The organism is Bacillus sp. FSL R5-0523, from assembly GCF_037975295.1.
GTDB lineage: Bacteria > Bacillota > Bacilli > Bacillales > Bacillaceae > Bacillus > Bacillus subtilis.
On record NZ_CP150251.1, the window covers coordinates 3,220,919 to 3,247,142 of the forward strand.

A 26,224-nucleotide genomic window follows, 5' to 3' on the forward strand; every position below is an offset into this window, starting at 1 on the left:
CGTATCCTCCGCTTTCATAAAAAAACTTACTCCATGAAATACTCTAACACAGTATATCATTTTTTTAACAGGAAAAGATAACCTCTACTAAGGTTTTGGATAAGAGGTGACCTCATTGGAACAAACAGAGTTTAAGGAATATATACACGATAATTTAGCATTGGTGCTGCCAAAATTAAAAGAAAACGATGATCTGGTGAAAAACAAAAAAATGCTTGCGAACGGACTGGTTTTTTACTATCTCTATTTCAGTGAAATGACTGATGAGAATAAGGTGTCAGAAGCCATTAAAACTTTGATTAAAGATGAGGAGACCTTAACGCTTGACCAGGTCAAAAAACGCCTTGACCAGCTTGACGCAAGACCTATTGAAACCGCAAAAAAAACGATTGAATCGATTCTCAACGGCAATTGTGCTGTGTTTATCAACGGATTGGATAAAGCCTATATTCTGACCACAGGAAAGAAAAAAACAAGAAGCCTGACAGAGCCGACAACTGAAAAAGTGGTTCGCGGCCCAAAAGTAGCGTTTGTAGAGGATATCGATACAAATCTCGCTCTGATTAGACAAAGAACCTCTCATCCTAAATTGATCACCAAAAAAATCATGATCGGCGAAAACAAGCTGAAGCCTGCAGCCATTATGTACATTGAAGGCAAAGCAAAAAAGTCCGTCATAAAAGAAGTGAAGGCGCGGCTTAAAAATATCCAGCTGGAAGATATCCAGGACAGCGGAACGCTCGAGGAACTCATTGAAGATAATAAATATTCACCATTTCCGCAGATTCAAAATACGGAAAGACCTGACAAAGTATCTTCAGCCCTGTTTAACGGCCGTGTGGCAATTTTGGTCGACAGTTCACCATTTGTGCTGCTGGTGCCGGTTTCTCTCGGCATCCTGATGCAGTCCCCGGATGACTACTATGAACGCTGGATTTCAGCATCTCTTATCCGGTCGCTGCGCTTTGCTTCTATCTTCATCACCTTGTTTTTGTCATCGATTTATATTGCACTCGTTTCCTTCCATCAAGGGCTGCTGCCGACCGCGCTCGCCGTCACGATTTCGGCGAACAGGGAAAACGTGCCGTTCCCTCCGATATTTGAAGCCCTGCTGATGGAAGTCACCATCGAGCTGCTAAGGGAAGCCGGACTGCGACTCCCCAATCCGCTCGGACAGACGATCGGCCTCGTTGGGGGCGTAGTCATCGGACAGGCTGCTGTAGAAGCGAATCTCGTCAGTTCGATTATGGTCATTGTCGTCAGTGTCATTGCCCTGGCATCCTTTACCGTTCCTCAATACGGAATGGGTCTGTCTTTCCGGGTGCTGCGTTTTATTTCGATGTTTTCCGCCGCTATTTTAGGGCTGTACGGCATTATTTTATTTATGCTTGTCGTTTATACGCACTTAACGAGACAAACGAGCTTTGGGTCTCCGTATTTTTCGCCGAATGGATTCTTCAGCCTGAAAAATACGGATGACTCCATTATCCGTCTCCCAATTAAAAACAAACCAAAAGAGGCGAATAATCCAAATGAGCCAAAAACAGACTCCACTGAAACTTAATACCTTTCAAGGTATTTCTATTGTTGCAAATACAATGCTTGGGGCCGGACTTTTAACATTGCCGCGAGCGCTGACCACTAAGGCTAATACGCCTGACGGCTGGATCACGCTGATATTAGAAGGTTTCATTTTTATTTTCTTCATTTATTTAAACACGCTCATTCAGAAAAAACATCAATACCCTTCACTCTTTGAGTATTTGCAGGAAGGGCTTGGGAAATGGATCGGCAGCATCATTGGCCTTTTGATCTGCGGCTATTTCCTCGGCGTAGCCAGCTTCGAGACCCGGGCAATGGCTGAAATGGTGAAGTTTTTCCTGCTGGAGAGAACCCCAATTCAAGTCATTATTTTAACGTTTATTTGCTGCGGTATTTATTTAATCGTCGGGGGTTTAAGTGATGTGTCGCGGCTGTTTCCCTTTTATTTAACGGTAACCATTATTATTTTGCTGGTTGTGTTTGGGATCAGTTTTAAAATTTTTGATATTAATAATTTGCGTCCTGTTTTAGGCCAAGGCCTTGGCCCCATTGCAAACTCCCTTACTGTTGTTTCCATCTCTTTTTTAGGAATGGAAGTAATGCTGTTTCTCCCTGAACATATGAAGAAAAAGAAATACACGTTCAGGTATGCATCTATAGGATTTTTGATTCCGATTATTTTATATATCTTGACGTATATTCTCGTTGTCGGAGCTTTGACCGCTCCCGAGGTGAAAACGCTGATTTGGCCGACCATTTCTCTCTTTCAGTCCTTTGAGCTTAAAGGCATATTCATTGAACGGTTTGAATCCTTTTTACTGGTCGTCTGGATTATCCAGTTTTTCACGACTTTTGTCATTTACGGATATTTTGCCGCTAACGGGCTAAAGAAGACGTTTGGGTTATCGACTAAAACAAGCATGGTGATTATCGGCATAACGGTCTTTTATTTTTCTCTCTGGCCGGATGACGCCAATCAAGTCATGATGTACAGCGATTATCTCGGGTACATTTTCGTCTGCCTGTTTCTGCTTCCGTTCATTCTCTTTTTCATTGTAGCTCTCAAGAGGAGGATTACAGCAAAATGAAAATCCGGATTTTATGTATGTTTATATGCACCCTATTGCTGTCCGGATGCTGGGACAGTGAGAATATCGAGGAATTAAGCTTAGTGATCGGAGTAGGGCTAGACAAGCCTGACGATGAAAATTTAGAGCTGACACAGCAAATTCTCGTGCCGAAAAAAATCAGCGCCAAGGAGGGCTCTTCATCTGATCCGACACAGCTTTCTATCACAAAAGGTGAAACTGTCCATCAAATGATGAGAACCTCTGCATTAAAGCATAATCCTACGTTTTCACAGCATTTGCGTCTCATTCTGCTTTCCAAAAGCGTGATTGCGGATCAAATTGGAATGGACGCGATTATTAACCAGTTTGTCAGAGACAACGGAACAAGGAGGAGTTCCTACGTCTTTATCACCAACGGCCGAACTAAGGATATATTTAAAATGAATGATGAAGGCGAACCCGCATCCAACGTGATATATGATCTGACAGAGAATAATAAAGTGACAATCAGAATGATGGAGCCAGTTACATTGGGGGAGATCTCAGAACACTTAACCTCTGACGATTCATTCCTCATCCCTCATGTCGGTAAGGAAAACGGAAAGCTCGCGATAAACGGAGCCTCTATCATAAAAAATAAATTATGGCACCGGGATCTCACCCCGATTGAGGTTCAAAATATCAACTTATTTTCAGGCACTGTCGAGGGAGGCGTCATTGACTTGAAGCGCGATGGCCATCTCTTTTCTTATGAAGTATATTCGAGCAATCGGAAGATCAAGACGGCCTACAAGGACGGAAAGTTCAAATTCACCGTCACCCGAAATATTGAAGGTCGTCTATCTGAGGATTGGAATCCCAACGAAGATTCGTTTAAGGATTCATATATCAAAAGTATTGAAAAGACAGTTGAAAAACGGGTACACGATACAGTAACAGCATTTATTACAGGGAAACTGCAGAAAGAGATCAAAGCGGACGTCACCGGGCTGGGAAACGAGGTCAGAATTCATTATCCTCAAAAGTGGAAAAAGATTTCAAGAAAATGGGATGAGGATTATTTCAGCAACGCGGAAATAGACTACCGGGTCAACGTGGTTGTCAGAGACTTCGGAACGAAAGGCGCGAACAAATAGCGGCCCCTATTTTACGAGGTGATTTCGGTGTGCGTACACCGCCGCCTGCGTCCGGTCACTGACATCCAGCTTTGATAAAATATTGGTAATATGTGTTTTGACTGTTTTAACCGTAATAAACAGTTCCTCGCCTATTTCTTTGTTTGTTTTTCCTTCTGCGATCAGGCAGAGTATTTCGAGCTCCCGTTTCGTAAGCGATTCGTGCGGGAGCGCGTTTTCACCTGAGTGGCGCAGCCTGGATAATACTTTTCCCGCCACTTTTGACTCCAGCTTCGGCTCTCCCTTGCTTGCGGCGCGGATGGCATCGGCGATTTCTGCCGCTTTTGAGGTTTTCAACAGATAGCTGAGCGCGCCAGCTTCAATAACCGGGTACACTTTGTCATCATCAATGAAGCTAGTGAGCACAATAATTTTCGGGTCGGAAAGTTCCCGGCAGATTTGCTTTGTAGCTTCAATGCCATCCATGCCCTCCATGACAAGGTCCATTAAAATGACATCAGGCGACAGTTCCGCAGCAAGCCGAACACCTTCGCTGCCGTCCGATGCTTCGCCGATGACTTCAATATCGGGCTGCGCCTCCAAAAAAGCCGCGAGCCCCATTCTGACCATTTCATGATCATCTATCAATAATACTCGAATCACGTTCGTTCTCTCCTTTTTCTTCCGGGAAAATCGGGACCTTCACTTCGATTTGGGTGCCTTTTCCTTCTACTGAAATCACTTCGGCGACCCCGCCGATTTCACTTGCACGTTCTTTCATAGAATTCAAGCCGTATGAGGATGCTTTCACCTGGTCCATTTTAAAGCCTTTTCCATTATCAATCACCTTCAGACGGAGCTGGCTGTTCTTTATGCCCAGAATCACGGTTACTTTTGACGCTTTTGAATGTCTAAATACGTTTGAAAGGGCCTCCTGCACGATTCTGAACAAGTGGTCTTCAACACCCTTGGATATCGCCGTATCCTGTATATCCCACTCAATATCAATCGGCTGCTTTTTTCGGAACTCGTCCAAAAGCTCCGTAAGGCCCTCCTTCAGCCCTTTTCCTTCAAGGGTAACAGGCCGTAAATGGAGCAGCAGCGCCCTCATCTCATTTTGGGCTTCGCCTGCCATATGCTCGACCATCCTGATCCGCTTGACTGTTTTGTCATCAGCATCCTTGACATGTTCCAGTACGGCTGATGTCATCATCGATATGGCAAAGAGCTGCTGGCTGACCGCGTCATGAAGATCTCTGGCTAATCGCTGGCGTTCTTCTGAGATAACCGACTTCTTCATTTGAGCCTGCCATTCCGCACGTTCATTGGAAAGTTTCTGCAGGGATGCGACTTGAAGCTCCACGCGCTTCGCCATTTCGTTCAGCTGATCGGCGGCCAGGCCGATTTCATCATCACCGAGCGGCGGTATCCGATAAGCGAAATTGCCGTTTTCAAAGGTTAAAATGGATTCAATTAATGTATCAATCCTTGTCTTTAACCGGTTGCCGTACATATACCCTGAGGCGAAACCGACGGTCACGCTGATCAGAAGCAAAATCAGGATAAACGGAATTCCGAACCAGCTTGATGACAGCAAAACAAGCGGATCGAGCCGATAGTAAAACATCATAAAGGAAATCAGGCAGGCAAAAAGGAGCAGGCTGATTCCCGTTGTCATGCGGATGGCGCGCCACTGGAGGCTGGCAAGCATTTTTTTTCTCATACGTACTTCACATCCACATCACCGATAAATAAGGAAACGGACACTTTGACACGGCGCTTTGACTCGCTGAAATCGGTTGACGCGGCATATACCTTCGTGCTTAATCCGCTTTTCTTCGAGCCGATCAGATTGATGTCACCTATAAAAACAGCTGAGCTAACAGCCACTTCAAGGTCCGATGGTACATAAATATCAACGTTTCCAATGACTCCGCTAATGACGATTGTACTTTCTCCCTCGGGAATCATTGCTTTAGACAAATCGATTTTGATATCACCGATAAAACCAGAGACATTTAAATCATTCAGGTCAAACGGCTGCTTCATCATTTGCAGCTCTCCGATAAAAAAGCTGCGCATGTCGGGATGTTTTACATCTTTTGGCGGATCATGATGTTCTTTTTTATTGAGGTTGACCTGTTTCTCATTCGGTTCGAATATCGGCTTCCCTTTGACAAGCCTGTAGCCGGCGTAAATCAGAAATGCGGCAAACGCATAGCCGAATAAATTAAAGGTGATGCTGAAGAGGTTTTTCAAAAATAGAAACGCGGCAAAGATATACATGACGGAGCCAAGCCAATCACGGGAATATTTTTTAAGGAAATAGCCGGCAATCAGAAAAAAGAGCGGCCAAAACAGCAGATCGCCTATTCCGATAATTTGCAAAAACATACTGATGCCGAATAAAGCAATGATCAATCCGAGAAGCTGTTTTTTTGTCATTCCTGGTGTCCGCCTCCTTTCTTCTGCCTGGTGCTACCGTATCGCTAGATCCCCGCTGTCCGTTTTGATGTCGATTGGATGCCGGCCGCTTCCTTGCGTGCCTGTGATGTGATGCTGTTCTTTATGTGCTTTATCAGCAAATGAATACGGCGAACTGACGTCACCGCTTGCTGATAAAGCATTGACTGCAAAGCTGCCGTTTTTGGGAAGACTTAAATTAGCATCACCGCTTGTCAGCGTGACAGATACGGGACCGGTTACCTTTTTCAATACAGCATTAAAATCTCCTGAAGTCATTTTCACATCAAGAGAGCCTGATACATGAACCAGATTTGCGTCCCCTGAAGCTAAATCAATGCCGGCTGTTTTGGAGACGGTATTTGAAATGGAAACATCCCCTGATGATGCTTTCACTTTCAGGTCTTGAATGCGGACGTCCGTCACGCTCGTATTTCCGCTCGCAGATACTGCGTTCAGCCCGGAAAGCGCAAGATGGTCATTCCCGGCCACAGACACGTCACCGCTTGAGGTTCGTACTGCCAGATCACCTTTATAATCATACGGAAGCCTGACGATAAGAGTTGAACGGTTAAACCCATTCAAAAATTGAAATTCTTTTTCCTTTACGGTCAGCTCCAGTTTTCTTTTGTTTTCAGTAACAAATAACTTTCCTGAGTCTCCTGAAATGCCTGCCGATATGTCACTTCGTTCTTCCGCTATAATCTGGACATCCTTGCTATCCGATTCAATGACCATGCTGTCAATGTCCCGCGGCGATGCGCTGGCTGAATCGGCTTCTGTGCCATTTATGAAACCTAAGCCTGCAGCAAACACATCTTTTACGACAACAGCGAAAAAAACCAGAATACCGGCAGTGATCAACAGTTTGCCAAGCATTTTTTTCATTCGGTTTCATCCTTCTCATTCATTCTATTATAAAGGAAAAGCTTGCGAATTGATACGTGCGGAAGGGAAGGACTTGACCGCAAATCCTTCCCCGTTCCGCTTATTCATTTGCCGCTTGTGTCTGGTCTGATTTTTGCAGTGAAAGTGTCCGCATTTTTTCAATCTCTGCTTCCACATCGTCTGCGAATTCTTTACGTGTAAGTTCTGTGCCGGCTTCCGCTGACTTTGAATAATTCGCGCGGATTTCCATTTCTTCAATACGATTTTCAATACGCAAAAATTCACGATACGCGCTTTCACTGTCAATTTTGTCAAATGTCGTATTCATATGCTCTTTAGCTTTCGCCGCATTTGCCCGCGCAATCAGCGCCTGTTTTTTATCCTTTACGTCCTGAAGCTTTGTTTCAAGTGTAGCCAGCTGCTCTTTCAGATCAGCCAGCTGACTGTTTGCCTGTTCATAGGAAGCTTTATGCTCAGCCGCCTTCCCTTCTAAATACTTCATTTCAGTCAGCGCCTTTTTCGCCAGTTCTTCTTCACCTGCGTCAAATGCGAACTGTGCCTGATTTTTCCGTTTGCCAGCCACTTCAGCGGCTTCTTCATATTTTTTCTTAAATTGATAGGCAATCGTGTGCTGTTTCACAATTGTTTGCTTTGCTTTTGCGATGTCGCTTTCCATATCGCGTACATATTGATTCAGCATCACCTTTGGATTCTCCATTTTATCAAGTCCTTCATGAACTGACGCAACAAACATGTCTCTGATTCTTTTTAATACCATACCTAATTCCTCCTAATATATTGATATTATTTTTTCTTCAAAAATTCTTCCCATTCGTCATCAAAGTGAGATTGGTAAGCAGCCGAAGCCGGTTCAGGATCAAAAGATGATACACTGTTATCAGCTGATCCGTTTTTCATCAGCTTCCAGCCGTAATAAACCATAGCGGCCGCCAATGCGATTCCGACGACAAACGGAAGTGAGCAGATGAGCATAATGGCCCCGATACCGCCCACGATGATTCCCGTGATGGTTTTTCCCGCGGCAAACCTTTTGATTCCTGCGTATGTCATCAAGCTCCCGATGGCGAGCGGGATGATAAAGCCGAAGCTTCCTCCTCCAAAAAAGACAGAGATCCCAAATACAATTAATAAGAATCCGCCTACTGTTTTCTTGTTTATCTTCATGCAGATCCTCCTTTCGTTTTCCTTGTCTTCATCTTATACAAGTTGGAAGATATGCAAAACGAATCAGAGATTGATTTTTATATAAGACCGGAGTCGTATCTCGCACCGGACCCATTGGCACAAAAAAACGCCATGCACGAGGCATGGCGTTTTAAAACCCTTTACAGATGAACACTTGCTTCCCTTTCTTTAATCAGGTCGGACCTTTCTGCTTTGGCCAGTTTTGTAAACAGCAAGATTCCGATACCCGCAATAATTTCTACAATCCCGCCGACAGCGATCACTTTACCTGAACCGAAAGCATTAGCAGCATACCCGCAAATGACAGCTCCGGCAGGGATCGAAATATTGGAGATCATATGTATAACGGCGTAAACCTGCGGCTGATCCTCACTATCCACAGACGTCTGGATAATCGTGTACTCAGGAACATTAACAGCACTGACTGCGGCACCAAAGGTAAAAGCAGCGAAAAAGACGAGCGGCAAAAAGGTGTTCATCCCGGTAATAAAGAAAGCAAATCCTTCAATAATGCCGGCAGTAACAAATAGCAGGCCGTACCTGTTTACTTTGACTTTTGCCAGCACAAATCCTAATAAAAACGCACCCCCGGCAGTGGTGGCTTTTAACAGCGAGTAAACGATCGGCTCTCCGTTTAAATCTTCCGCAACGTATACGGCAGAGAGCGCTTCCCATGGGGCAGCCGCGAAATTCATAAAGATACAGTAAATGGCGAGCGGATATAAAATCTGGTGTTTTCTGACGAGCCTAAAGCCGCGTTTCAGTCTTCCGATATATGTGCCTCTCTGTGTAACAACCGCAGACTCTGATTGAGATTCAACCGCAGTGTACTTAATAAAAAGGACGAGAAAACCCGACACCAAATAGAGCACAAGTGCGATAAGCATGGTATAAGAAGGACTGATAAATGTAAGAAAAGCGCCGCATAATGTGACAGCCCCAAGCCGTACAATTTGAGCAGAGGATTGCAGCACAGCGTTTGCTTTTTGAATGCCCTGTTCATTGACGATTTGAGGAATCAAAGCGATAGAGGCGGGATTGTAGGCAGCTCCAGTAGCTGAATGCACAATCATAAGCGTCATGACAAACCACAGCGGAGAGAAGCCCGCAAAATGACATAGAGGGATAATCAAAACAATCGCCGCCCTTGTCAGATCTGAAAAGTACATCCAAAATTTCAGCGTGGTCTGTTTCATAAAAGGCCCCGTCACAGGCGCCAGAACGGCTTCCGGCAAAAACGTGACAGCAATCAATAAAGCAGTGCCGATCGCACCTTTGCCGTCATAAATTAAAAACCATAATATTGAATTAAATGCGAACATATCGCCGGATATCTTGACTATTCTTGAGAAAAACAGATAATTGAAATTTCTCTTCCAGATGCTATCACTTTCAATTAAATTCACCATCCATCAGAGCCCCCCACTGCCTATTTTTTACATCTATTTATTACAATATCTCATTTTTCCATTTTTCAGTCAATAATTCATAAGGTTCATTTTTTGTCGTAAAATGGGAAATTGACAGAGTGAAAAACAAAAAAAAGCCGGCATGTATTTGAACACGCCGGCTTTCGTTTTCACTTTTTATGATTCACTGCTGTCTCGGTCCCGAAACACAATGGCACTTCTTTCATATTCTACATCGCCAATACCGTTTCTTGCATTCACAACCCGTGCGGCGGCAAAGAAATAATCGGACAGACGATTGAGATAACGCAGCACTGTTTCATGAATCTCCTCCGATTTCATCAGCGCCACCACTCTTCGTTCTGCCCGCCTTGTAATGGTGCGTGCGATATGGAGAAGCGAAGCACACTTTGATCCGCCTGGAAGAATAAATTTCTTCAGTTCCGGCGCTTCTGCTGTATAGGCATCAATGCGCGTTTCTAAAAAGGAAACAGATTCTTCCGTTAGTTTGTAGTCTTTTCTTTCTGTGACGATTGCCAGATCGCCTCCGCAGTCAAACAGCTCATGCTGGATGGTCAGCAGCTCGGCTGTCAGATCTTCAAAGCCGGGCTGCCCAGAAAGCTCTGCCAAAGCAAGCCCGATAAAGCTGTTAAGCTCGTCAATCGTGCCGTAGCTTTCGACGCGTAGGCTGTCCTTGTCCGTTCTGCCCCCGACTAAGCCCGTTTGTCCCTTATCGCCTGTTTTTGTATATAGTTTCATACCCTGAATCTCCTTTACAGACTTATTCAAACAACTCAGCAGCCTCTTTTACACATTCAGCTGTCCCTTTCTTTATCAATTGATTCAGCCGCTGTTCTATGTTTTCGGATTGCTGAGTTTGAGTCGCGGCGATGAGAATATCACCTGTGCCTCCTCCGTCTCCCAGCACTTTCGTCCGTTCTGCTTCGGCAGCCATAAGAGCTTTGATGAAGAATTGATCTGCCGCATAGCCGTTTATCAAAATCCAAATCGAAAAGCCGGTCTGAACGCATATGAAAACAGATAACTCTCTGTCTTCATACGTTCGATACACGAAACGGTCAAGTCTTTCTGAAGAAGCCATCGCACACGTCTCCTGCAGTTGAAAACCGCTTTCTGAAAGACAGGCCGTAAGTCCTTCTATCGGATCTGACTGATCTGGCAGCCGTTTATGGATCAGCGTCCTGCTCCACGAAAACCCTGCACCGATAGGCGTCGAGGACAATGTTCGAAGCGGGATTTCCGTTTGCAGAAGAATGTTATCACGCCCCGCTTGGAGCAATGCTTCAAATGGGATAGACTGCCGCTTCACGCTATCTTTTTCAGGCTGAATCACAATCATCGGTTTAGGTGAGCTTTGATGAACCAAGGCGGTGACATCTGTATCGTACACCGCCTTTATGCTTTGTTCTGTAACAGCATATTCCGGTTTTTGCTTAGGCCCGGCGGTACCGTTTTTCATAAACATGAGCTCATCACAGTACAGGCTTGCGGTGTTCAGATCATGAAAAACACTGACAGCTGCCAATCCGCTTTCTCTCGTCAGGCGTTTGATCAGATCAAGCAGGTCTTTTTGATAAGCCAGATCGAGAAAATTAGTCGGCTCGTCCAAAAATAAAATACGCGGCTGCTGCGCCAAAGCTTGTGCCAAATACACCCGCTGCTGTTCCCCTCCGCTTAGTTCGCGAATCGGCTTTTGCGCAAAATCGGCCACTCCTGTTTGCTCCATTGCTTCCTGTACAATGGCTTCATCCTTTTCAGTCTGCTGTCTGAACAGTCCCGTTTGGAATGGATATCTGCCAAAGGCTACAGTTTCTTCGACGGTAAAGGTGAAGGCTTGATCCGTTTTTTGCGGCAGGACAGCCATGATTTGCGCCAGTTCCTTCGGTTTATAGTCCGCCAGCAGTTTTCCGGCCAGATAAACGCTGCCTTCCTTGGCCGGCAGCGTACCTGTCAGCAAGTGCAAAAGCGTGGTTTTTCCGCTTCCATTAGGGCCGAGAATTCCGAGAAATTCTCCCTTCTCCACGGTTAGGCTGACATTGTTGATTAGGTGGCTGTCCCCGTATCCTCCCGACAGCCCTTCTGCCTTCATCATAAGCTTCTCCCCCCGCGGTGCTGCCGAATTAAAATAAGAGCGAACACAGGCGCTCCCGCCAAGGACGTAATGATCCCGATCGGCAGTTCAATCGGCTCAATGATGGTTCTGGAAAGCAGATCGGCTAAAACGAGAAACCCTGCCCCGAGCAAGGCGGACAGCGGCAGTAAATGCCGATGGTCCGTTCCCCACAAAAGCCTTGTGATATGCGGAATCACAAGGCCGACAAAGCCAATCGTACCCGATACTGCCACAGCGCTTCCCGTCAAAAGAGATCCGGCTATTAATATCATCATCTTCCTCTGCTGAACGCTGACTCCAAGAAGCTTTGCTTTATCTTCTCCATATGTCATCACGTTCAGTTCCCTTCCGTTTATAATCAATAAAATGGTTCCCAAAAGAAAAAACGGGAGAAACAAAATAACATAGCTCCAGCCCCTCATTGAGACGCTGCCAAGCAGCCAATGCACAATCGGAAGCAGGTTGTCTCCTGTCAAGGCGATGATAAGAGAAATAAATGCGCCTAAAAAAGAGTTGGTGATGACACCGGTCAAAATGAGGGTGGAAACAGACATCGAAGCATGAACGAGGCGGCTGAAGAAAAGGACCGCTGCCATCGTGGCAAGTGCCGCGGCTACACTCACAACCGGGAGTGTAAACCCTCCGATGACAGGAAGGTGCAGACCTAAGAATAGAGTCACAACAGCTCCGACTGAAGCACCGGATGACACACCTAGCGTATAGGGATCAGCAAGTGGATTTTTCAACAATCCTTGAAAAGCGGCCCCTGCAATAGAAAGAGCCGCCCCCACAAGGGCGGCCAGCACAACTCTCGGCAGTCTGATATTCATCATAATATTAGTATACATCGGATCATCAGAACCGATAGAGCCGCCGAAACCTTGATGCCAAAAGACACGAAAAACAGCGGGAATAGGAATATGCAGGCTGCCGCAAGAAATTCCTAAGATGATGCTCACGGCTAAAAATGAGAAACCAATGATATATGCGGCATAACGATTATTCCTTAAACGTATCCGGGTAAATGCTTTCCGCAAGTTCTTCGACCCCTTCGATCAGACGGGGACCGGAACGTGTCACAAGATCTGGGTCCACATCATATACACGATGATGTTTCACAGCATTGATTTCGCTCCAGCCATCGCGTTTTTCCACAGCTTTCGCTTTCACACCGTCCGTTGTAACAATTGCATCAGGATTGAGTTTTACGATCGCCTCGTCTGTCATTTGCACCCATCCTGTCTGATCCGCAGCTGCGTTTTTAGCATGGATGACATTCAGCATTTCATTCATAAACGTATCTTTTCCGGTTGTATAAATGTCAGGATCAGGAGAAACCTCGATAAATACGCTTTTCTCCTCGTCTTTTGAAATGGTTTTCGCTTTTTCTTGAATATCCTTTAGATCTGATTTCATGCTTTTCACGAGCTGATCAGCTTTTTTCTCCGCCCCGCCAGCTTCTCCGATCATTTCGATTGATTTGTACACCTCGGAGAATGATTGTGCATCATTGACAGTCAGCACTGTAATGCCCGCGTCCTTCAGCTGTTTGATGGCATCTGCTGATGCTGACATGGAAGACTCGTGGGCCAGAACGAGATCTGGTTTTAGAGAAATGACTTTTTCAACGTTTACATTCATATCTCCGACTTTCTCAACCTTTTTGACTTCCTTTGGATAGGTATCGTTTGTGGTGACACCGACCACTTTGTCACCAAGGCCGAGTGCGTATGTAATTTCTGTGTTGCTCGGCATTAATGAAACAATCTTTTTTGGCTCTTTTTTGATGGTTACATCTTGATTTGACGCATCATCAATGGTGACAGGAAACGCTTCTGTTTTTTGTTTTGCCTTTGAATCCTTCTGATCCGCAGGATTGCCGCAGCCTGCCAGCATAACAACAGCCAACAGGAGCGCAGTCCATATCCCGGCTCGTTTTTTCATAATCTTTTCCTCCTAAACGAACTAAAAAAGCATCTCTACGACGGTAAAGATGCTGTAAACAACACAAAAAAGCCTATTGTTTACACATCATCTGTCCTCGCAGACTTCGTGCTGATCAAACAGGCAGGTATCCTGGCTCTTGGCGCTTGGCCAATTACAGTGGCGGGACCGCACCGGCTTTTACCGGTTTCCCTTTTAAGCCGGCTGTTGTTCACGGACCGGCACCTATTTGACATTCGTATCCTTTTTTCGGAGTAATTATACTATATGACTGACAGGCTTGTATATGTGTCCTGAATGACTTTTCCCCATATTGTGTATGGGAGCAAAATCCTCGTAAACACTAAATTTGATCTTGTATACTTAATACCATCATCAATCAAAAGGAATGATTTTTATGGATTTACAGCTAAATGACAAACTCGTCTTAATCACCGGCTCGACGTCCGGCATCGGGAAAGCCGCCGCAAAAAGCTTTCTGCAAGAGGGTGCGGCAGTCATTGTCAACGGACGCAAACAAGAGACTGTCGATCGCACCATTGAAGAGCTTTCTGGCTATGGAACAGTGCACGGTGCTGCTGCCGATTTGTCAAAAACAGATGAAGCAGCGGCTTTTATCGAAAAAGTAAATGAAATCGGTGATATCGATATCCTTGTCAACAACCTTGGTTTCTTCGAGGTAAAAGACTTCGCCGATGTGACAGATGAAGAGTGGAATCAATATTTCGAAGTGAACGTGATGAGCGCCGTTCGGACAAGCCGTCACTTCCTTCCAAAAATGCTTGCCAAAAACAGCGGCCGCATTTTAAATATTGCAAGTGAAGCAGGCGTCAAACCGCTGCCAACGATGATTCCATACTCAATGACAAAAACGGCGCTGATCAGCCTTTCAAGAGGAATGGCTGAAATGACAAAAGGCACAAATGTGACGGTCAACTCAGTGCTCCCGGGACCTACTTGGACAGAGGGCGTGGCATCCTATATGGAAGGCGCCGCACAAGCAGCCGGCCAGGATACAGACACATTTATCAAAGACTATTTCAAGGTCAATGAGCCAACCTCACTTATTCAGCGATACGCGACAGCAGAAGAAGTCGCTAACACAATCGTATTCCTCTCGTCTGACGCCGCATCCGCCATTAACGGCACGGCACAGCGTGTGGAAGGCGGCATTATCCGTTCTCTGTAGTATAAAAAAACGCATCCGTGTTTCGGATGCGTCAGCTTGTAGAGAAAACGGTGTTTTTTTCTACAAGCTTTTTTGTTTTGTGCTGTTTCTTTACATATTCATCTGATTTCAGGTGCAGAAAAAGCACTCCCACATGCCTAGCCTTGCTTGGCTAGGTATGTGGCAATCTTCTTCATGTTTTGGCATGCGGCTGTGAGGAGAACTTGTTCGCTCACATTCCGTTTTCCCCTCAACCTGCAATAGCGAAGCCCGTGCAGTTGTTTTGAATCTGCAAAGCTTCGCTCTATTTTTTCTTTTCTTTTTTTGTAGAGGTTTTTTCCTGAAACAGACAAGCGATTTTGTCTGACCTTTTCTTTATGATCTTCCCATACATGCCGAGTAATCACTTTCTGCTGATTCTTTGATTTTGTACAGTTTTTAAGCAGCGGGCATGAGGAACATATTTCAGGATTTGATTTGTATGACCGGTAGCCTTTTCGGTCAGTTGTTGAGTATGTAAGTGTTTGGTGATTTGGACAAATGTATCTGTCTTGTTCACTGTCATAATGAAATTTCCATTTTGGAAACAACCCTCGGGTAGGGTGATAACGTCTATGTGCGATGACACCAAAGATTTGTCGGTCAGATAATCCTTTACAGATCGGAGTCGTTAAATATCCGGAATCAAGGGCGACGGCTTCTACTTGAAAACCAAATCGTGCGATTTGGTGATCCAATCGGTCAAGATAGGGCACAGAATCATGGACATTTCCGGGTGTGACATAGGCATCGGTGATAATGTTGAATTTCATATCTGTTGTACGGTGATCTAAATAGAAAAAACCTTCTGGTTTGTTTTCACGATACAGATAGCCACTTTCCGGATCGGTTGTACTGTGGCGGATCTCTTTTTCAGCTTTCACCTCCTCTTTGGCTGTTAATGGCTTTTTTCCGTGTTCCTCCCGATCCTCTTGAATGGCTTCATTTAAATCCTTGATATAGTTTTGGGTATCCTGCGCAATTGTTTTTCTTGTGTATTTATGCCTGTTGGCATTGGCTTTAAGGTGTGTGGAGTCAGTGAATAGGACTCGTCCGCCCACCATGTCGTGGTTGATGGCCTGAAGAACGATCTCATCAAAGATGTCTTGGAAGATGGTTGTATCTTTAAAGCGTGTGCGTCTGTTCCAGCTGATGGTGGAGTGGTGCGGAACTGGATCATTTATGTTCAATCCAAGAAACCATCTGTACGCCATATTGTAGTAAATTTCTTTTTCGAGCTGTCTTTCTGAACGGATACCATAGAGGTATCCGATAAACATCATTTTGAATAAAATCAGCGGATCAAGTGAGGGGCGGCCTTTGTTTTCACTGTAGTAAGGTTTAACCTTTTCAATGATGAAAGAGAAGTCTATGTATTGATCAATTTTTCGAAGCAGGTGATCCTCTTCGACGAGTTGGTCAAGCAGAACAAATTCGGCTGTGTTTTGAGAAGAGTTTCTTGTGTGGAACATGAGAAAGACACCGTCCTTTTCAGTCTTTCTTTTATTTTATTACAGGGGAATTGATATTTTAAGGGAAAAATAAAGGCTGTCGAGATTTTCTCGACAGCCTGACGCATCCGTGTTTCGGATGCGTTTTTTTATACGTCTCCAGCAAATGGTACCGGCTGATATCCGCCTGTTTCCAGTTGTGCTGAAAACAACCCTCCAGCGTGAGGCTGCTCGTATCTCTCTTTTTCTGTCATTTGTTCTGTTGCCGTTGTAATGTAAAGGGTTTTTAAGTCTCTGCCGCCGAACGCGCAGCACGTGACATATTTAGCCGGCACGCTGATTGAATTGATTTCTTTTTTCTGAAACGGGTCAATGTGAACAACGCGGCTGCCGCCAAACAGCGCCACCCACAGCATGCCATTTTGGTCAATTGTCATGCCGTCCGGTAATCCGTCTGACTGATCAAAACGATAGACAGGTTCTGGATTCGAAACATCTCCGCTTTGAGGATCATAGCTGTAACGCACAATCTCCTGCGTCGGCGTGTCGATGTAATACATCAAATTCCGCTCGCGGTCCCAATCCAAACCGTTTGAGGTGGAGACTTGATCCTTGATTTTGACAAGACTGCCGTCTAGATTCAAACGGTACAGCGACGCCTGTTTTTGCTCGCCTTCCATGCTCGTCGTCCCCGCCCAAAGCCTTCCGTACGGGTCACATTTAGCATCATTAAATCTCAGGCTCTCATGCATGTCCTTCGGCTGTTTAATTTTTTCCAAGCTGTCATCCCGAAGATGATACAGGTAAAACCCGTCCTTCATCGTCATAATCAGTTCATCCTTTGAATATTTCGCAAGCGCCGTCACAAAGGATTTGAATTTGATTGATCGGTTGATTTTTTCTTCAGGGTCAAAGATATGGAGCTCGCTCCCCAGGATATCAACCCAATATAAGCGGCCGTTTTCTTCATCCCATAACGGGCCTTCTCCAATCACTGCCCGAGTGTCTGCTTCCAATACTGCATCCATGTGTTACACCTCTTTAGCTTCAGTCTATATATTGTTATTCCCGGCAAAGAGGTGTCCAAACCACTTGATGTTTATTGTTTTTTAAAAAGGATGGTAATGACCGTTCCAATGTTCATTCTGCTGTTCACATGGATCGTTCCGTTATGGAGATGGACAAGCTCCTTGGCAATCGCGAGCCCAAGACCCGTTCCGGCAGTTGAATCTTTTGTGTTCGTCCCTCTGTAGTAACGGTTAAACAAATGGGTAATCGTTTCTTCATCCATTCCTTTCCCATTGTCCTTCACCTTTAAAGATATATGATTTTTTGTTTGCTCCAGAATGACTTGAATCTCTGTTCCTTTGTCGTTGTGCTTCACGGCATTCCCAAGGAGGTTTTCTAATATGCGCCTGAACCACGCTTCATCAAGGGCAAATTCAATATGCTCTTCTTTGGATACAAACGAGATATCATAGTCTTCAGAAAACGGATTTTTCTTAAAATCCTCAATGACATTTTTAAAAAACGGGATAAGGCTAGTGAGATTTCTCTCAATAGGAAGAGCATCATTTTTCAGCCGATACGTTAAATTTAAGTCTTCAATCAGCTTGGACATGTATTCAGATTTTTCTCTGACAACCTGCCCCATTTCTTTCACTTCTTCCGGCGACCAGTCATATTGCTTCGACTCGAGCATCATGCTGTAGCCGTAAATGCTGCTGAGCGGTGTTTTTAAGTCATGTGACAAACCGGCAATCCATTCTTCCCTTGTCGCCTGGATTTTTTCCCTGTTTCTTTTATCCCTTCTCAGCGTTTCAGTCAGCTGATCCATTGATTCAAATATCTCACCGAAGAAGCGGTACGGCTGTTTGATTTTTCCCTTTTTATTTTTGCTGACAGGACGGCCTTCCCGGTTTCTGGGTTCCTCAAGCTTCCCTTTTGACAGATTGACCAGCCATCTAATCGTATGAAAAATCGGCAGCCCGAATCGGAACATATACCAAACGGTCATCCAAATGATATACATGAACAAAACGGCCATCACGAGAAACATCGCTTTTAATACAACCTTCAGGAATGATTTGTTAAACTCCTGATCGGTTACATAGACAGGGTTCGGCACCGTAGCGACCATCCATCTGTCTTTATTGAGGATCTTAACGGAAATTTCCCGCTTATAGTTCCAAGGTTTAGAGCTGTATTTAAGCAGCTCCAGCTGGTTCATCGTTTTTCTTTCGCTTTTTGTGCTGTTGATGCTGTCGAGAATCTTTCCATTGCTGTCTAACAGGTAAATGGCGCCTTTTTTCCGTTTAATATAGTCGATGGTACTAGACTTATAGTGCGCTAGTGAGTCTATCTTTTGTTCGCGCTTTTCAACGGAAGTCAGGAGCTGTTCACTTTTTGATTTCCAGCCGGACAATAGAAGATACGACTTATCTTCAATATTGATGGCCCAATAATTCAGTTTATAGTTATGAAGCTTTTTGGTTTTATAAATAGACAAAAGCTCTTTCTTGGTATAGGTGCCCGGCACGTCTTTTGGCACGCCGTAGGAATAATCAGTGTTTCCTTCCGAATCAATGATTTGCATCCAGCCGTGCTGTTTATCAACAGATTTCTTCAGGAAATTATCCACTTCCCATGTCCCGTCTTCGTTTACATCGAGATATGCCTCAAGTGTGTCGGTCGTTGCCTTCGTTAGCCCTGAATTGGATTCCGCATCGCTAAAACGAGCGTCTAAATAGAAAAACGACGCAACAAGCATAACCGTAAGCAGCAGGATCACAATCAGCATCTGGCCGAAAAAGTGAAACAAAAACTTCCATCTTAACCTCATGACCGCTTGCCTTCAGGATTTGGGATAAAACGATAGCCGAGACCTCGAACGGTTACAATATACTCCGGATTGCTCGGATCGCGCTCAATCTTCTCCCTAAGCTTGCGAATATGTACCATGACGGTGTTGTTGTCACCGTAGGAAGGATAGCCCCATACTTTTTCATATATTTGATCTTTGGAAAGCACCACGTTAGGGTGTTCACAAAAATACTGCAAAAGCTGCAGAAGCTGGGCTGAACAGGCAACGGCTTCCCCGCCTACGATCAGCTCGGCATTTTGCGGAGAAAAAGTAAAATAATCGTATGTGTAGGTTTGATTTGAACTCGTTTCTTTCGATTGATATGTACGCTTGAGATGCGCTCTGATCCGCGCCGCTAATTCCAGCGGATTAAATGGTTTTGTGATATAGTCATCAGCTCCAACCGCAAAGCCCGATAATTTGTCCGCGTCGGATGATCTTGCCGTCAGGAAAAAAATCGGAGCGTCTGAATACTCTCTGATCAGTGTGCAGGCTTCAAAACCGGACATTCCGCCCATCATGACATCCAGCACAATCAAGTCAACCTTATTGGCCTTCACAACGGGAATCGCTTCTTCTGCGCTTTCCGCATCCAGTATATTTCGATAACCTTCTTTTTCGAGAACGCGTTTGATCATGTCCACAATCGCTTTCTCATCGTCTACGATTAAAATTGACGCATTTTCCACTTTTATGTTCCTTTCTGTCACTGTTTTTTTCATCTTATCATTATATCGTTTATTTATGGTACATTTTTGAATACATTGGAGCTTGGCAAATCAAAACAGCAAAAAAGGAGCAAACAAGCGCTCCCTTTTGATGTTTTTTCATATGAAAATATTATGAGTTCTCATCTACCATGTACAAAATAAACTCCCAAAACCCCGGGACATCCTGACATAAAAGCATATCAGCCTTTTCAAACATTTTGATCTTCAGCTCTTGCTCTAAATCTTCTCTTTCTTGATAGGACGTATTGCTGAGTTTTTTTCTGATCATCGGTGAAAAGCATGCAATCAGGTGCTCAATGTCATAAGTCTCGTCTTTTTGTTTCTTTTTTTGTTCAAACTGGCCGTTCACAGCTTACTTTTCCCCCTTTTTTTGCGCCGCTAGCTGCTTTCTGATATTCTCCAGCCCCTTTTTATGAATGTTGGAGATGTTTTGTCGGGACTCCCCTAATGAATCTGCAATCTCCTGCATCGTGGCACCGTGAAGATACACTTTCGTCAGCACACTTTTTTGTTTGTCAGTCAGCTTCTGAATCGCTTGATAGAGCTGATAATCCTGAACATGCTGGCTCAAATCATCCTGCCTGTCTAAAAATTCTTCAAATGCATCGCTTCCTGTTTCGGAAGGAAGCCGATCTCCTGCCTCCGGATGATCAACCGTCAGCGGATACCGTTTTTGATTTTTGCGAACCCGCTTATCAAAATCAATAGAAAAGATGCGAATCATTGAATTCATATACTTGACGATGCGGATTTCTTTATAAAACTGCTTAAATAGCTCGTCCAATGATTTTGCATCTTTTTCGTTAGGGCTTTCCATTACGTTTTTGAACAAACGGTAATGCTGAGGATTGCTCAAAAAATGCTTCACGATGGGATGCTTCATTATCTCCTTACATTTTGACCGTAAAAGACTTTGATAGTCCATCAAACCGCCTCCCTACTAAATTAAATGAAGGAAAGCAAAAAAAAGTAAACTACTACTTTCTGACTAGTGTTTTGCAAAATACTTTGCAGCAGTTTACGTTTTATCGGATTTCCTTCACTTACATACATGACTGCAGAAAAAGAAGGGAGGTATTTTCCTATGGATCAGGTTTTTATAGAGGAAGTTGTAAAACAGATCGGCAATTTGGGGTTTCCCGCGCTGATTGCAATGTATCTGCTGACCCGATTCGAAAAGAAGTTTGATCAACTAATAGAACTAATGACAGAACTAAAAGATCATGCAAAAAAATAATTTTTCAATCGAAGTTGACTTTTCACTGGTTTTTTTCACTTAACAAAACAGAAGGGAAAACGAAAGGCCTTTCACCTTCTCTTTCTGCTATCACATTAAATGTAAGGAGGAAACATTTCATGAAAAAACAAAATGACATTCCGCAGCCAATTAGAGGAGACAAAGGAGCAACGGTAAAAATCCCGCGCAATATTGAAAGAGACCGGCAAAACCCTGATATGCTCGTTCCGCCTGAAACCGATCATGGCACCGTCAGCAATATGAAGTTTTCGTTCTCTGATACTCATAACCGATTAGAAAAAGGCGGATATGCCCGTGAAGTGACAGTACGTGAATTGCCGATTTCAGAAAACCTTGCATCCGTAAATATGCGGCTGAAGCCAGGTGCGATTCGCGAGCTTCACTGGCATAAAGAAGCTGAATGGGCTTATATGATTTACGGAAGTGCAAGAGTCACAATTGTAGATGAAAAAGGGCGCAGCTTTATTGACGATGTAGGTGAAGGAGACCTTTGGTACTTCCCGTCAGGCCTGCCGCACTCCATCCAAGCGCTGGATGAGGGAGCTGAGTTCCTGCTCGTGTTTGACGATGGATCATTCTCTGAAAACAGCACGTTCCAGCTGACAGATTGGCTTGCCCACACTCCAAAAGAAGTCATTGCTGCGAACTTCGGCGTGACAAAAGAAGAGATTGCCAATTTACCTGGCAAAGAAAAATATATATTTGAAAACCAACTCCCTGGCAGTTTAAAAGATGATATTGTGGAAGGGCCGAACGGCGAAGTGCCTTATCCATTTACTTACCGCCTTCTTGAACAAGAGCCGATCGAATCTGAGGGAGGAAAAGTATACATTGCAGATTCGACAAACTTCAAAGTGTCTAAAACCATCGCATCAGCGCTCGTAACAGTAGAACCCGGCGCCATGAGAGAACTGCACTGGCATCCGAATACCCACGAATGGCAATACTACATCTCCGGTAAAGCTAGAATGACCGTTTTTGCATCTGACGGCCATGCCAGAACATTTAATTACCAAGCCGGGGATGTCGGGTATGTACCATTTGCAATGGGTCATTACGTTGAAAATATCGGGGATGAACCGCTTGTCTTTTTAGAAATCTTCAAAGACGACCATTATGCTGATGTATCTTTAAACCAATGGCTTGCCATGCTTCCTGAAACATTTGTTCAAGCGCACCTTGACTTGGGCAAAGACTTTACTGATGTGCTTTCAAAAGAAAAGCACCCAGTAGTGAAAAAGAAATGCAGTAAATAAAATGCGGCTTGCAGAGAGCACTCGTTCTCTGCAAGCCTTCATAAGGAGCTGAACCAGTGAAACATCAAAACCCTTCAAAACGCTTATTGCGGCTCTCCATAAAGTATTTGCTAGCCGCAGCAGCAGTGGTGTTGACCTATTTTGCTGTCATCTATATATTGTTTTCTTTAGCGGGAACGAGCTACCGCTCAGCAGCTCATGTCCTGCTTTTTGCCGTGGTATTCCTTGTTCTCGGATTATGCTTTGAACCATTTGAACGGCTGATGATACATAGCTTTACATTTTTCAAGACAGGAAAACGTTTATTCATTCTCCTTGCTGGCATCGTACAGCTGCTGTTTTTGTGGATGACTGCTCATACAACAGACCAATTGATCAGCGACATCTGGCTGTCCACCACAGAAGAAATGATTGTTGCAGCCGCTTTTTTGATTTTAGACAAATGCAACTCGGCTCTTCCCAGCTAAAAAAAGAACGCATTCCAATTGGATGCGTTCTTTTTATTCATAGCGCAGCGCGTCTACAGGCTGAAGCTTAGATGCCTTGATGGATGGAAGCAAGCCGAAGATAATCCCGACTGCCATTGAAAAGATGAGTGCTCCGACAACAGCTGGAATAGAGACGATAAAAGGCATCGGAAAAATGACCGTCAGCAGCTTGGCGATGCCGAAGCCCGCCAGCACACCGAGTATTCCGCCTATGCTTGTCAGCACGACAGCCTCGGTTAAAAATTGAAATAAAATCACACGCCGCTTAGCACCGAGCGCTTTCTTAATCCCGATTTCCCTCGTGCGCTCCGTTACGGAAACGAGCATAATGTTCATGACGCCGATACCGCCCACCAAAAGTGAAATACTGGCGATCCCGCCAAGCAGCAATGCAAATGACTGATTAAAGGACTCCACTTCCTGCGCGATCTCCTGAAGATCCATTACACTGTACTCTGCTTTTTCCAGCTCAGCTTCTGAAAGTCCCTGATTTAAAAGATCTGCAGCCATTACACCCGCTGCTTGGATATGCTCAGAAGAATCGGCCTGCACGGCAATCTGTGTTGGCGCGTCAAATCCTTCAATAAGCGGCCACACTTTTTTCGGCACGTACAAAACCGGGTTTGCGTAGTCGCCTTCAAACATGCTTTCCTGTTGATTTTTTTCTTTAAAAACACCCACGACCTTAAACGGCACACCATTCATCTCAATGCTTTTATGCAGAGCTTCTCCGTCTGGAAACAGTTCATCTCTGACAGCTTCATTGATCATCACCACTTGGTGTGTGCTGTTTAAATCATTTTCCGTCAGCTTTCTCCCTTCGGTTATTCGGATTGGAAACATGTCGAAGTAATCATCGTCCACTCCATACACTTGGGGATACGAAACGTTTGTTAAATGAAAAACGCTCGCGCCTTCTGACAAGTAATATAAGGATAATCCTTTGACCATCGGATCTGATTTGATCGCCTTTACTGTTTCTTCCGCTACAGGCGGCGCGGACGCATACGACACCTGAGGGCCGCCGCTCTCCTCTTCTCCGCCAGACGGCTGGTAGACAACATTGATGGCGTTGTTTCCCATGCCGATCATACTTTGCTTTAATTGCTCACTTTGGCCCTTCAGCATTGAAACAATCGCGATGATTGCCGCTATGCCGATAATCACGCCGAGCATTGTCAGAATCGATCTTAATTTATGAGAAAAAATGGATTGAAAGGAGATTCGAATATGTTCAAGCATGGCTGATATCCCCTCTCTCATCTAATACCAGCTCTCCGTCTCTGATAAAAACGGTTCTGTCAGCTTTTTTGGCGACGTCCGGGTCGTGGGTTATCATAATAATGGTCTTGCCTTCCCGATGCAGTTCAGAAAACAGTGACAAAATTTGTTCACTTGATTTGGTATCAAGCGCCCCGGTCGGTTCATCAGCTAAAATAAACCTCGGCTGATTGACAAGGGCCCTCGCTATCGCCACCCGCTGCTTTTGGCCGCCGGACAGCTTAGGCGGTTTGTAGGAGACCCTGTCTTTTAATCCGACCTTTTCCAGCGCTTCATATGCCCGTTGCCTTCTCTCTTTTTTCTTCACTTTATTGTAGATCATCGGCAGCTCGACATTTTGCAGCGCGGTGAGACGCGGCAGCAAATGAAAAGTTTGAAACACAAACCCGATTGATTCATTGCGAATTTCGGCTAAAGCCCCGTCTTTCCCTTTCAATATATCGATCTGGTCAAGCATATAGGTTCCTGAGGTTGGCCTGTCCAAACAGCCGATAATATTCATTAACGTTGACTTTCCAGAACCTGAAGGCCCCATAATAGCTAAAAACTCCCCCGCCTGAACAGTCAGATTGATATGTTTCAAGATTGGAACTTCTTCTTTTCCCAGCTTGTACGACTTCGAAATATTATTCAGTGTCAGCATTGACTGTAACCTGCTTTCCTTCCTTGACCGCGGGATCAGGATAGATCACATAATCTTCCGGCGTCAGGCCGCTCTTAATTTCCACCATGTCATTTTCATCAGTCTCTCCGATTTCAACAGGCTGCTTAACCGCTTTCTGATTCTCATCAGCTTTCCATACGTACGGTTCGCCGTCATCCTGAATGACCATGTCGGACGGCAGCTTGATCGTATCCGCATCAGCATTATCACTCATCACTTCGATGTTGACATGATAGCCGACTTCAAGACCTTTATGGCTGTCTAATAAAATGGTGAAAGGATAGTTAGAGGACTGGGGATTCATTTCTTCATCAGCAAAGCTTTCTGATTCTTCACCCTCGCCTGCTCCCGCTGGAAGCTTGCCGATCGAGGTGACCTTTCCTTTCCACTCGCCCTCACCGCCTGTTTTCAGCGTGACCCTGACTTTGCTGCCTTTTTTGATCGTGTCCATTAACAGCTCATTGATTTGGCTTTTGACCAGATATTTGCCCGTCGAAACAATCTGGATATACGGGCCTGCTGCCTGGTCACCTGTTGCACCGTCAGCGATATCCTGATTGACGCTTTGAACGATTCCGTCATGCTTGCTTGTAATGACATTGGAACCTTTGTTTTTCGTCAGGCCAGCCAGTTCTTTTTGATGCTGCTTCAGTTCAAGCTGGCTTGTTTTCAAATCGAAATTGGCTTGGTCAAGTTCATCTTGAAGCTGGGTTTTCTCTTCTTTTCCTGCAACTTTCAGCTTCTTTTCCGTTTCCGTTATTGATTTTTGCAAACGGTTGATTTGCAGATTTGTCATTTCAATTTGCAAATTGGCTTGCTCCACTTCATCAGAATGATCCTCGCCCTCATACTCAAAAAGCTTATCGCCCTTTTTAACCTGATCGCCTTCTTTGACGTATGTTTTTTTAATGCTGCCTTTTTCTGAATCTATGTATACTTTCTGCTGTTTCTCAGGTTCAACCTTTCCAGAAAACGTTTGGCCTGATTCTGAATCTCCTCCCATGTATACCGCGACCGATTCAGCATAGGGCTCCGATGATACGGCAACTTGGTTCATGTGGGTAAAAAAGTAAAAACCGCCAGCGCCGATCCCAGCCAATACAAGCACACCGGCACATATCGCACCGCCAATAAGCCATTTTTTCTTCTTGGACACAACGATCTCCTCTTTCTGTAAACTATGTAATATTTTCGAAACATTCTAACCAATATTATCTATTAATTCAAAAAGACTTGCAATCCTTTTATTGAAAT

At 44.6% G+C, this 26,224-nt stretch carries 27 protein-coding genes and 1 riboswitch; of the genes, 7 read left to right on the forward strand and 20 right to left on the reverse strand.

Annotation, left to right across the window (positions count from 1 at the left end; genetic code table 11):
• The first annotated feature begins 115 nt into the window (after window positions 1–115).
• From gerAA to gerAC, 3 genes are read left to right on the forward strand one after another with little or no spacing between them, the layout of a single operon-like run.
• On the forward strand, window positions 116–1,564 hold the full coding sequence (gerAA, locus tag NYE53_RS16590; RefSeq protein WP_038429601.1) for a spore germination receptor protein GerAA: 1,449 nt from the start codon (window positions 116–118) through the stop codon (window positions 1,562–1,564).
• Window positions 1,533–2,630: a spore germination receptor protein GerAB gene (gerAB, locus tag NYE53_RS16595; protein WP_335387459.1), complete on the forward strand. Its 1,098-nt coding sequence runs from the start codon at window positions 1,533–1,535 to the stop codon at window positions 2,628–2,630. The genes gerAA and gerAB overlap by 32 nt, the downstream gene beginning before the upstream one ends.
• Window positions 2,627–3,748 (forward strand): spore germination receptor protein GerAC, encoded by a 1,122-nt coding sequence (gerAC, locus tag NYE53_RS16600; RefSeq protein WP_335387460.1) that lies wholly within the window; start codon window positions 2,627–2,629, stop codon window positions 3,746–3,748. The genes gerAB and gerAC overlap by 4 nt, the downstream gene beginning before the upstream one ends.
• Window positions 3,749–3,754: 6 nt before the next feature.
• Here the strand turns inward: gerAC and liaR are convergent, their stop codons facing one another.
• The 11 genes from liaR to NYE53_RS16655 all read right to left on the reverse strand — a co-directional run bounded on the left by liaR (window position 3,755) and on the right by NYE53_RS16655 (window position 13,771).
• Window positions 3,755–4,390, reverse strand: a complete 636-nt coding sequence (gene liaR / locus NYE53_RS16605) for a two-component system response regulator LiaR (RefSeq protein WP_251188329.1) — start codon at window positions 4,388–4,390, stop codon at window positions 3,755–3,757.
• Window positions 4,365–5,450: a two-component system sensor histidine kinase LiaS gene (liaS, locus tag NYE53_RS16610; RefSeq protein ID WP_339245714.1), complete on the reverse strand. Its 1,086-nt coding sequence runs from the start codon at window positions 5,448–5,450 to the stop codon at window positions 4,365–4,367. The genes liaR and liaS overlap by 26 nt, the downstream gene beginning before the upstream one ends.
• Window positions 5,447–6,172: a LiaRS two-component regulatory system accessory protein LiaF gene (gene liaF / locus NYE53_RS16615; RefSeq protein WP_003228510.1), complete on the reverse strand. Its 726-nt coding sequence runs from the start codon at window positions 6,170–6,172 to the stop codon at window positions 5,447–5,449. Before liaF ends, liaS begins: the two co-directional genes overlap by 4 nt.
• Before the next feature lie 33 nt (window positions 6,173–6,205).
• Entirely contained in the window at window positions 6,206–7,078 is an 873-nt protein-coding gene (locus NYE53_RS16620) for a DUF4097 domain-containing protein (RefSeq protein WP_339245717.1), read from the reverse strand.
• A 100-nt stretch (window positions 7,079–7,178) separates the two neighbouring features.
• Complete coding sequence (locus NYE53_RS16625) at window positions 7,179–7,856, reverse strand: PspA/IM30 family protein (protein WP_339245720.1); 678 nt, start codon at window positions 7,854–7,856, stop codon at window positions 7,179–7,181.
• Between the two features lie 26 nt (window positions 7,857–7,882).
• Complete coding sequence (gene liaI / locus NYE53_RS16630; protein ID WP_160244640.1) at window positions 7,883–8,263, reverse strand: cell envelope stress-induced membrane anchor protein LiaI; 381 nt, start codon at window positions 8,261–8,263, stop codon at window positions 7,883–7,885.
• A gap of 161 nt (window positions 8,264–8,424) precedes the next feature.
• The gene (locus tag NYE53_RS16635; protein ID WP_339245725.1) at window positions 8,425–9,693 is read right to left on the reverse strand and encodes an MFS transporter; all 1,269 of its coding nucleotides are present in this window, start codon (window positions 9,691–9,693) and stop codon (window positions 8,425–8,427) included.
• A 177-nt stretch (window positions 9,694–9,870) separates the two neighbouring features.
• Window positions 9,871–10,452 carry a cob(I)yrinic acid a,c-diamide adenosyltransferase gene (locus NYE53_RS16640; protein WP_072173516.1) on the reverse strand — a complete coding sequence of 194 codons (582 nt, stop codon included), beginning with the start codon at window positions 10,450–10,452 and terminating at the stop codon, window positions 9,871–9,873.
• A gap of 22 nt (window positions 10,453–10,474) precedes the next feature.
• Window positions 10,475–11,803 carry an ATP-binding cassette domain-containing protein gene (locus NYE53_RS16645; RefSeq protein WP_339248563.1) on the reverse strand — a complete coding sequence of 443 codons (1,329 nt, stop codon included), beginning with the start codon at window positions 11,801–11,803 and terminating at the stop codon, window positions 10,475–10,477.
• Window positions 11,803–12,864, reverse strand: a complete 1,062-nt coding sequence (locus NYE53_RS16650; protein WP_032726839.1) for an iron ABC transporter permease — start codon at window positions 12,862–12,864, stop codon at window positions 11,803–11,805. Before NYE53_RS16650 ends, NYE53_RS16645 begins: the two co-directional genes overlap by 1 nt.
• A complete protein-coding gene (locus tag NYE53_RS16655; protein ID WP_003228496.1) occupies window positions 12,827–13,771 on the reverse strand; it encodes an ABC transporter substrate-binding protein in 945 nt (314 codons plus the stop codon). Before NYE53_RS16655 ends, NYE53_RS16650 begins: the two co-directional genes overlap by 38 nt.
• A 104-nt stretch (window positions 13,772–13,875) precedes the next feature.
• A riboswitch (cobalamin riboswitch) is annotated at window positions 13,876–14,015 on the reverse strand.
• Window positions 14,016–14,168: 153 nt separating this feature from the next.
• Between NYE53_RS16655 and NYE53_RS16660 the strand changes: the two genes are divergently transcribed.
• Window positions 14,169–14,960 carry an SDR family oxidoreductase gene (locus NYE53_RS16660; RefSeq protein WP_339245730.1) on the forward strand — a complete coding sequence of 264 codons (792 nt, stop codon included), beginning with the start codon at window positions 14,169–14,171 and terminating at the stop codon, window positions 14,958–14,960.
• A gap of 137 nt (window positions 14,961–15,097) precedes the next feature.
• Here the strand turns inward: NYE53_RS16660 and NYE53_RS16665 are convergent, their stop codons facing one another.
• The 6 genes from NYE53_RS16665 to sigO form a co-directional block, all read right to left on the reverse strand.
• Complete coding sequence (locus NYE53_RS16665; RefSeq protein ID WP_024713943.1) at window positions 15,098–16,450, reverse strand: IS1182 family transposase; 1,353 nt, start codon at window positions 16,448–16,450, stop codon at window positions 15,098–15,100.
• A 128-nt stretch (window positions 16,451–16,578) separates the two neighbouring features.
• On the reverse strand, window positions 16,579–17,457 hold the full coding sequence (locus tag NYE53_RS16670) for an SMP-30/gluconolactonase/LRE family protein (protein ID WP_003228493.1): 879 nt from the start codon (window positions 17,455–17,457) through the stop codon (window positions 16,579–16,581).
• A 71-nt stretch (window positions 17,458–17,528) separates the two neighbouring features.
• Window positions 17,529–19,271: a two-component system sensor histidine kinase YvrG gene (gene yvrG / locus NYE53_RS16675; RefSeq protein WP_339245733.1), complete on the reverse strand. Its 1,743-nt coding sequence runs from the start codon at window positions 19,269–19,271 to the stop codon at window positions 17,529–17,531.
• Complete coding sequence (gene yvrH / locus NYE53_RS16680; RefSeq protein WP_339245734.1) at window positions 19,268–19,981, reverse strand: two-component system response regulator YvrH; 714 nt, start codon at window positions 19,979–19,981, stop codon at window positions 19,268–19,270. The genes yvrG and yvrH overlap by 4 nt, the downstream gene beginning before the upstream one ends.
• Before the next feature lie 151 nt (window positions 19,982–20,132).
• Window positions 20,133–20,372, reverse strand: a complete 240-nt coding sequence (gene rsoA / locus NYE53_RS16685; protein WP_021480583.1) for a sigma-O factor regulator RsoA — start codon at window positions 20,370–20,372, stop codon at window positions 20,133–20,135.
• A gap of 3 nt (window positions 20,373–20,375) precedes the next feature.
• On the reverse strand, window positions 20,376–20,906 hold the full coding sequence (sigO, locus tag NYE53_RS16690) for an RNA polymerase sigma factor SigO (RefSeq protein WP_014477957.1): 531 nt from the start codon (window positions 20,904–20,906) through the stop codon (window positions 20,376–20,378).
• Window positions 20,907–21,107: 201 nt separating this feature from the next.
• Here sigO and NYE53_RS16695 point away from each other — a divergent pair, with 201 nt between their 5' ends.
• The 3 genes from NYE53_RS16695 to rsiO all read left to right on the forward strand — a co-directional run bounded on the left by NYE53_RS16695 (window position 21,108) and on the right by rsiO (window position 23,004).
• Entirely contained in the window at window positions 21,108–21,260 is a 153-nt protein-coding gene (locus tag NYE53_RS16695) for a YvrJ family protein (RefSeq protein WP_003244090.1), read from the forward strand.
• A gap of 119 nt (window positions 21,261–21,379) precedes the next feature.
• Complete coding sequence (oxdC, locus tag NYE53_RS16700) at window positions 21,380–22,537, forward strand: oxalate decarboxylase (protein WP_014477958.1); 1,158 nt, start codon at window positions 21,380–21,382, stop codon at window positions 22,535–22,537.
• 56 nt (window positions 22,538–22,593) lie between these two features.
• Window positions 22,594–23,004, forward strand: coding sequence for an acid stress-sensitive anti sigma factor RsiO (gene rsiO, locus NYE53_RS16705; protein ID WP_063334645.1), 411 nt, complete (start codon window positions 22,594–22,596; stop codon window positions 23,002–23,004).
• Window positions 23,005–23,037: 33 nt separating this feature from the next.
• Here the strand turns inward: rsiO and NYE53_RS16710 are convergent, their stop codons facing one another.
• The 3 genes from NYE53_RS16710 to NYE53_RS16720 are packed head-to-tail and all read right to left on the reverse strand — an operon-like array spanning window position 23,038 to window position 26,126.
• Window positions 23,038–24,267 (reverse strand): ABC transporter permease, encoded by a 1,230-nt coding sequence (locus NYE53_RS16710; protein ID WP_327828628.1) that lies wholly within the window; start codon window positions 24,265–24,267, stop codon window positions 23,038–23,040.
• Window positions 24,260–24,949 (reverse strand): ABC transporter ATP-binding protein, encoded by a 690-nt coding sequence (locus tag NYE53_RS16715; RefSeq protein WP_003228456.1) that lies wholly within the window; start codon window positions 24,947–24,949, stop codon window positions 24,260–24,262. Before NYE53_RS16715 ends, NYE53_RS16710 begins: the two co-directional genes overlap by 8 nt.
• Window positions 24,933–26,126: an efflux RND transporter periplasmic adaptor subunit gene (locus NYE53_RS16720; RefSeq protein ID WP_015251242.1), complete on the reverse strand. Its 1,194-nt coding sequence runs from the start codon at window positions 26,124–26,126 to the stop codon at window positions 24,933–24,935. The genes NYE53_RS16715 and NYE53_RS16720 overlap by 17 nt, the downstream gene beginning before the upstream one ends.
• Between the last annotated feature and the right edge of the window lie 98 nt (window positions 26,127–26,224).

What these genes read in the sequence shown, in the direction of transcription:
- gerAB (WP_335387459.1), top strand. Translation starts at nt 1,533, where the DNA reads ATGAGCCAAAAACAGACTCCACTGAAACTTAATACCTTTCAAGGTATT.
- gerAC (WP_335387460.1), top strand. Translation starts at nt 2,627, where the DNA reads ATGAAAATCCGGATTTTATGTATGTTTATATGCACCCTATTGCTGTCC.
- liaS (WP_339245714.1), bottom strand. Translation starts at nt 5,450, where the DNA reads ATGAGAAAAAAAATGCTTGCCAGCCTCCAGTGGCGCGCCATCCGCATG.
- liaF (WP_003228510.1), bottom strand. Translation starts at nt 6,172, where the DNA reads ATGACAAAAAAACAGCTTCTCGGATTGATCATTGCTTTATTCGGCATC.
- NYE53_RS16620 (WP_339245717.1), bottom strand. Translation starts at nt 7,078, where the DNA reads ATGAAAAAAATGCTTGGCAAACTGTTGATCACTGCCGGTATTCTGGTT.
- NYE53_RS16625 (WP_339245720.1), bottom strand. Translation starts at nt 7,856, where the DNA reads ATGGTATTAAAAAGAATCAGAGACATGTTTGTTGCGTCAGTTCATGAA.
- liaI (WP_160244640.1), bottom strand. Translation starts at nt 8,263, where the DNA reads ATGAAGATAAACAAGAAAACAGTAGGCGGATTCTTATTAATTGTATTT.
- NYE53_RS16635 (WP_339245725.1), bottom strand. Translation starts at nt 9,693, where the DNA reads ATGGTGAATTTAATTGAAAGTGATAGCATCTGGAAGAGAAATTTCAAT.
- NYE53_RS16640 (WP_072173516.1), bottom strand. Translation starts at nt 10,452, where the DNA reads ATGAAACTATATACAAAAACAGGCGATAAGGGACAAACGGGCTTAGTC.
- NYE53_RS16645 (WP_339248563.1), bottom strand. Translation starts at nt 11,803, where the DNA reads ATGAAGGCAGAAGGGCTGTCGGGAGGATACGGGGACAGCCACCTAATC.
- NYE53_RS16655 (WP_003228496.1), bottom strand. Translation starts at nt 13,771, where the DNA reads ATGAAAAAACGAGCCGGGATATGGACTGCGCTCCTGTTGGCTGTTGTT.
- NYE53_RS16660 (WP_339245730.1), top strand. Translation starts at nt 14,169, where the DNA reads ATGGATTTACAGCTAAATGACAAACTCGTCTTAATCACCGGCTCGACG.
- NYE53_RS16665 (WP_024713943.1), bottom strand. Translation starts at nt 16,450, where the DNA reads ATGTTCCACACAAGAAACTCTTCTCAAAACACAGCCGAATTTGTTCTG.
- NYE53_RS16670 (WP_003228493.1), bottom strand. Translation starts at nt 17,457, where the DNA reads ATGGATGCAGTATTGGAAGCAGACACTCGGGCAGTGATTGGAGAAGGC.
- yvrG (WP_339245733.1), bottom strand. Translation starts at nt 19,271, where the DNA reads ATGAGGTTAAGATGGAAGTTTTTGTTTCACTTTTTCGGCCAGATGCTG.
- sigO (WP_014477957.1), bottom strand. Translation starts at nt 20,906, where the DNA reads ATGAAGCATCCCATCGTGAAGCATTTTTTGAGCAATCCTCAGCATTAC.
- NYE53_RS16695 (WP_003244090.1), top strand. Translation starts at nt 21,108, where the DNA reads ATGGATCAGGTTTTTATAGAGGAAGTTGTAAAACAGATCGGCAATTTG.
- oxdC (WP_014477958.1), top strand. Translation starts at nt 21,380, where the DNA reads ATGAAAAAACAAAATGACATTCCGCAGCCAATTAGAGGAGACAAAGGA.
- NYE53_RS16710 (WP_327828628.1), bottom strand. Translation starts at nt 24,267, where the DNA reads ATGCTTGAACATATTCGAATCTCCTTTCAATCCATTTTTTCTCATAAA.
- NYE53_RS16715 (WP_003228456.1), bottom strand. Translation starts at nt 24,949, where the DNA reads ATGCTGACACTGAATAATATTTCGAAGTCGTACAAGCTGGGAAAAGAA.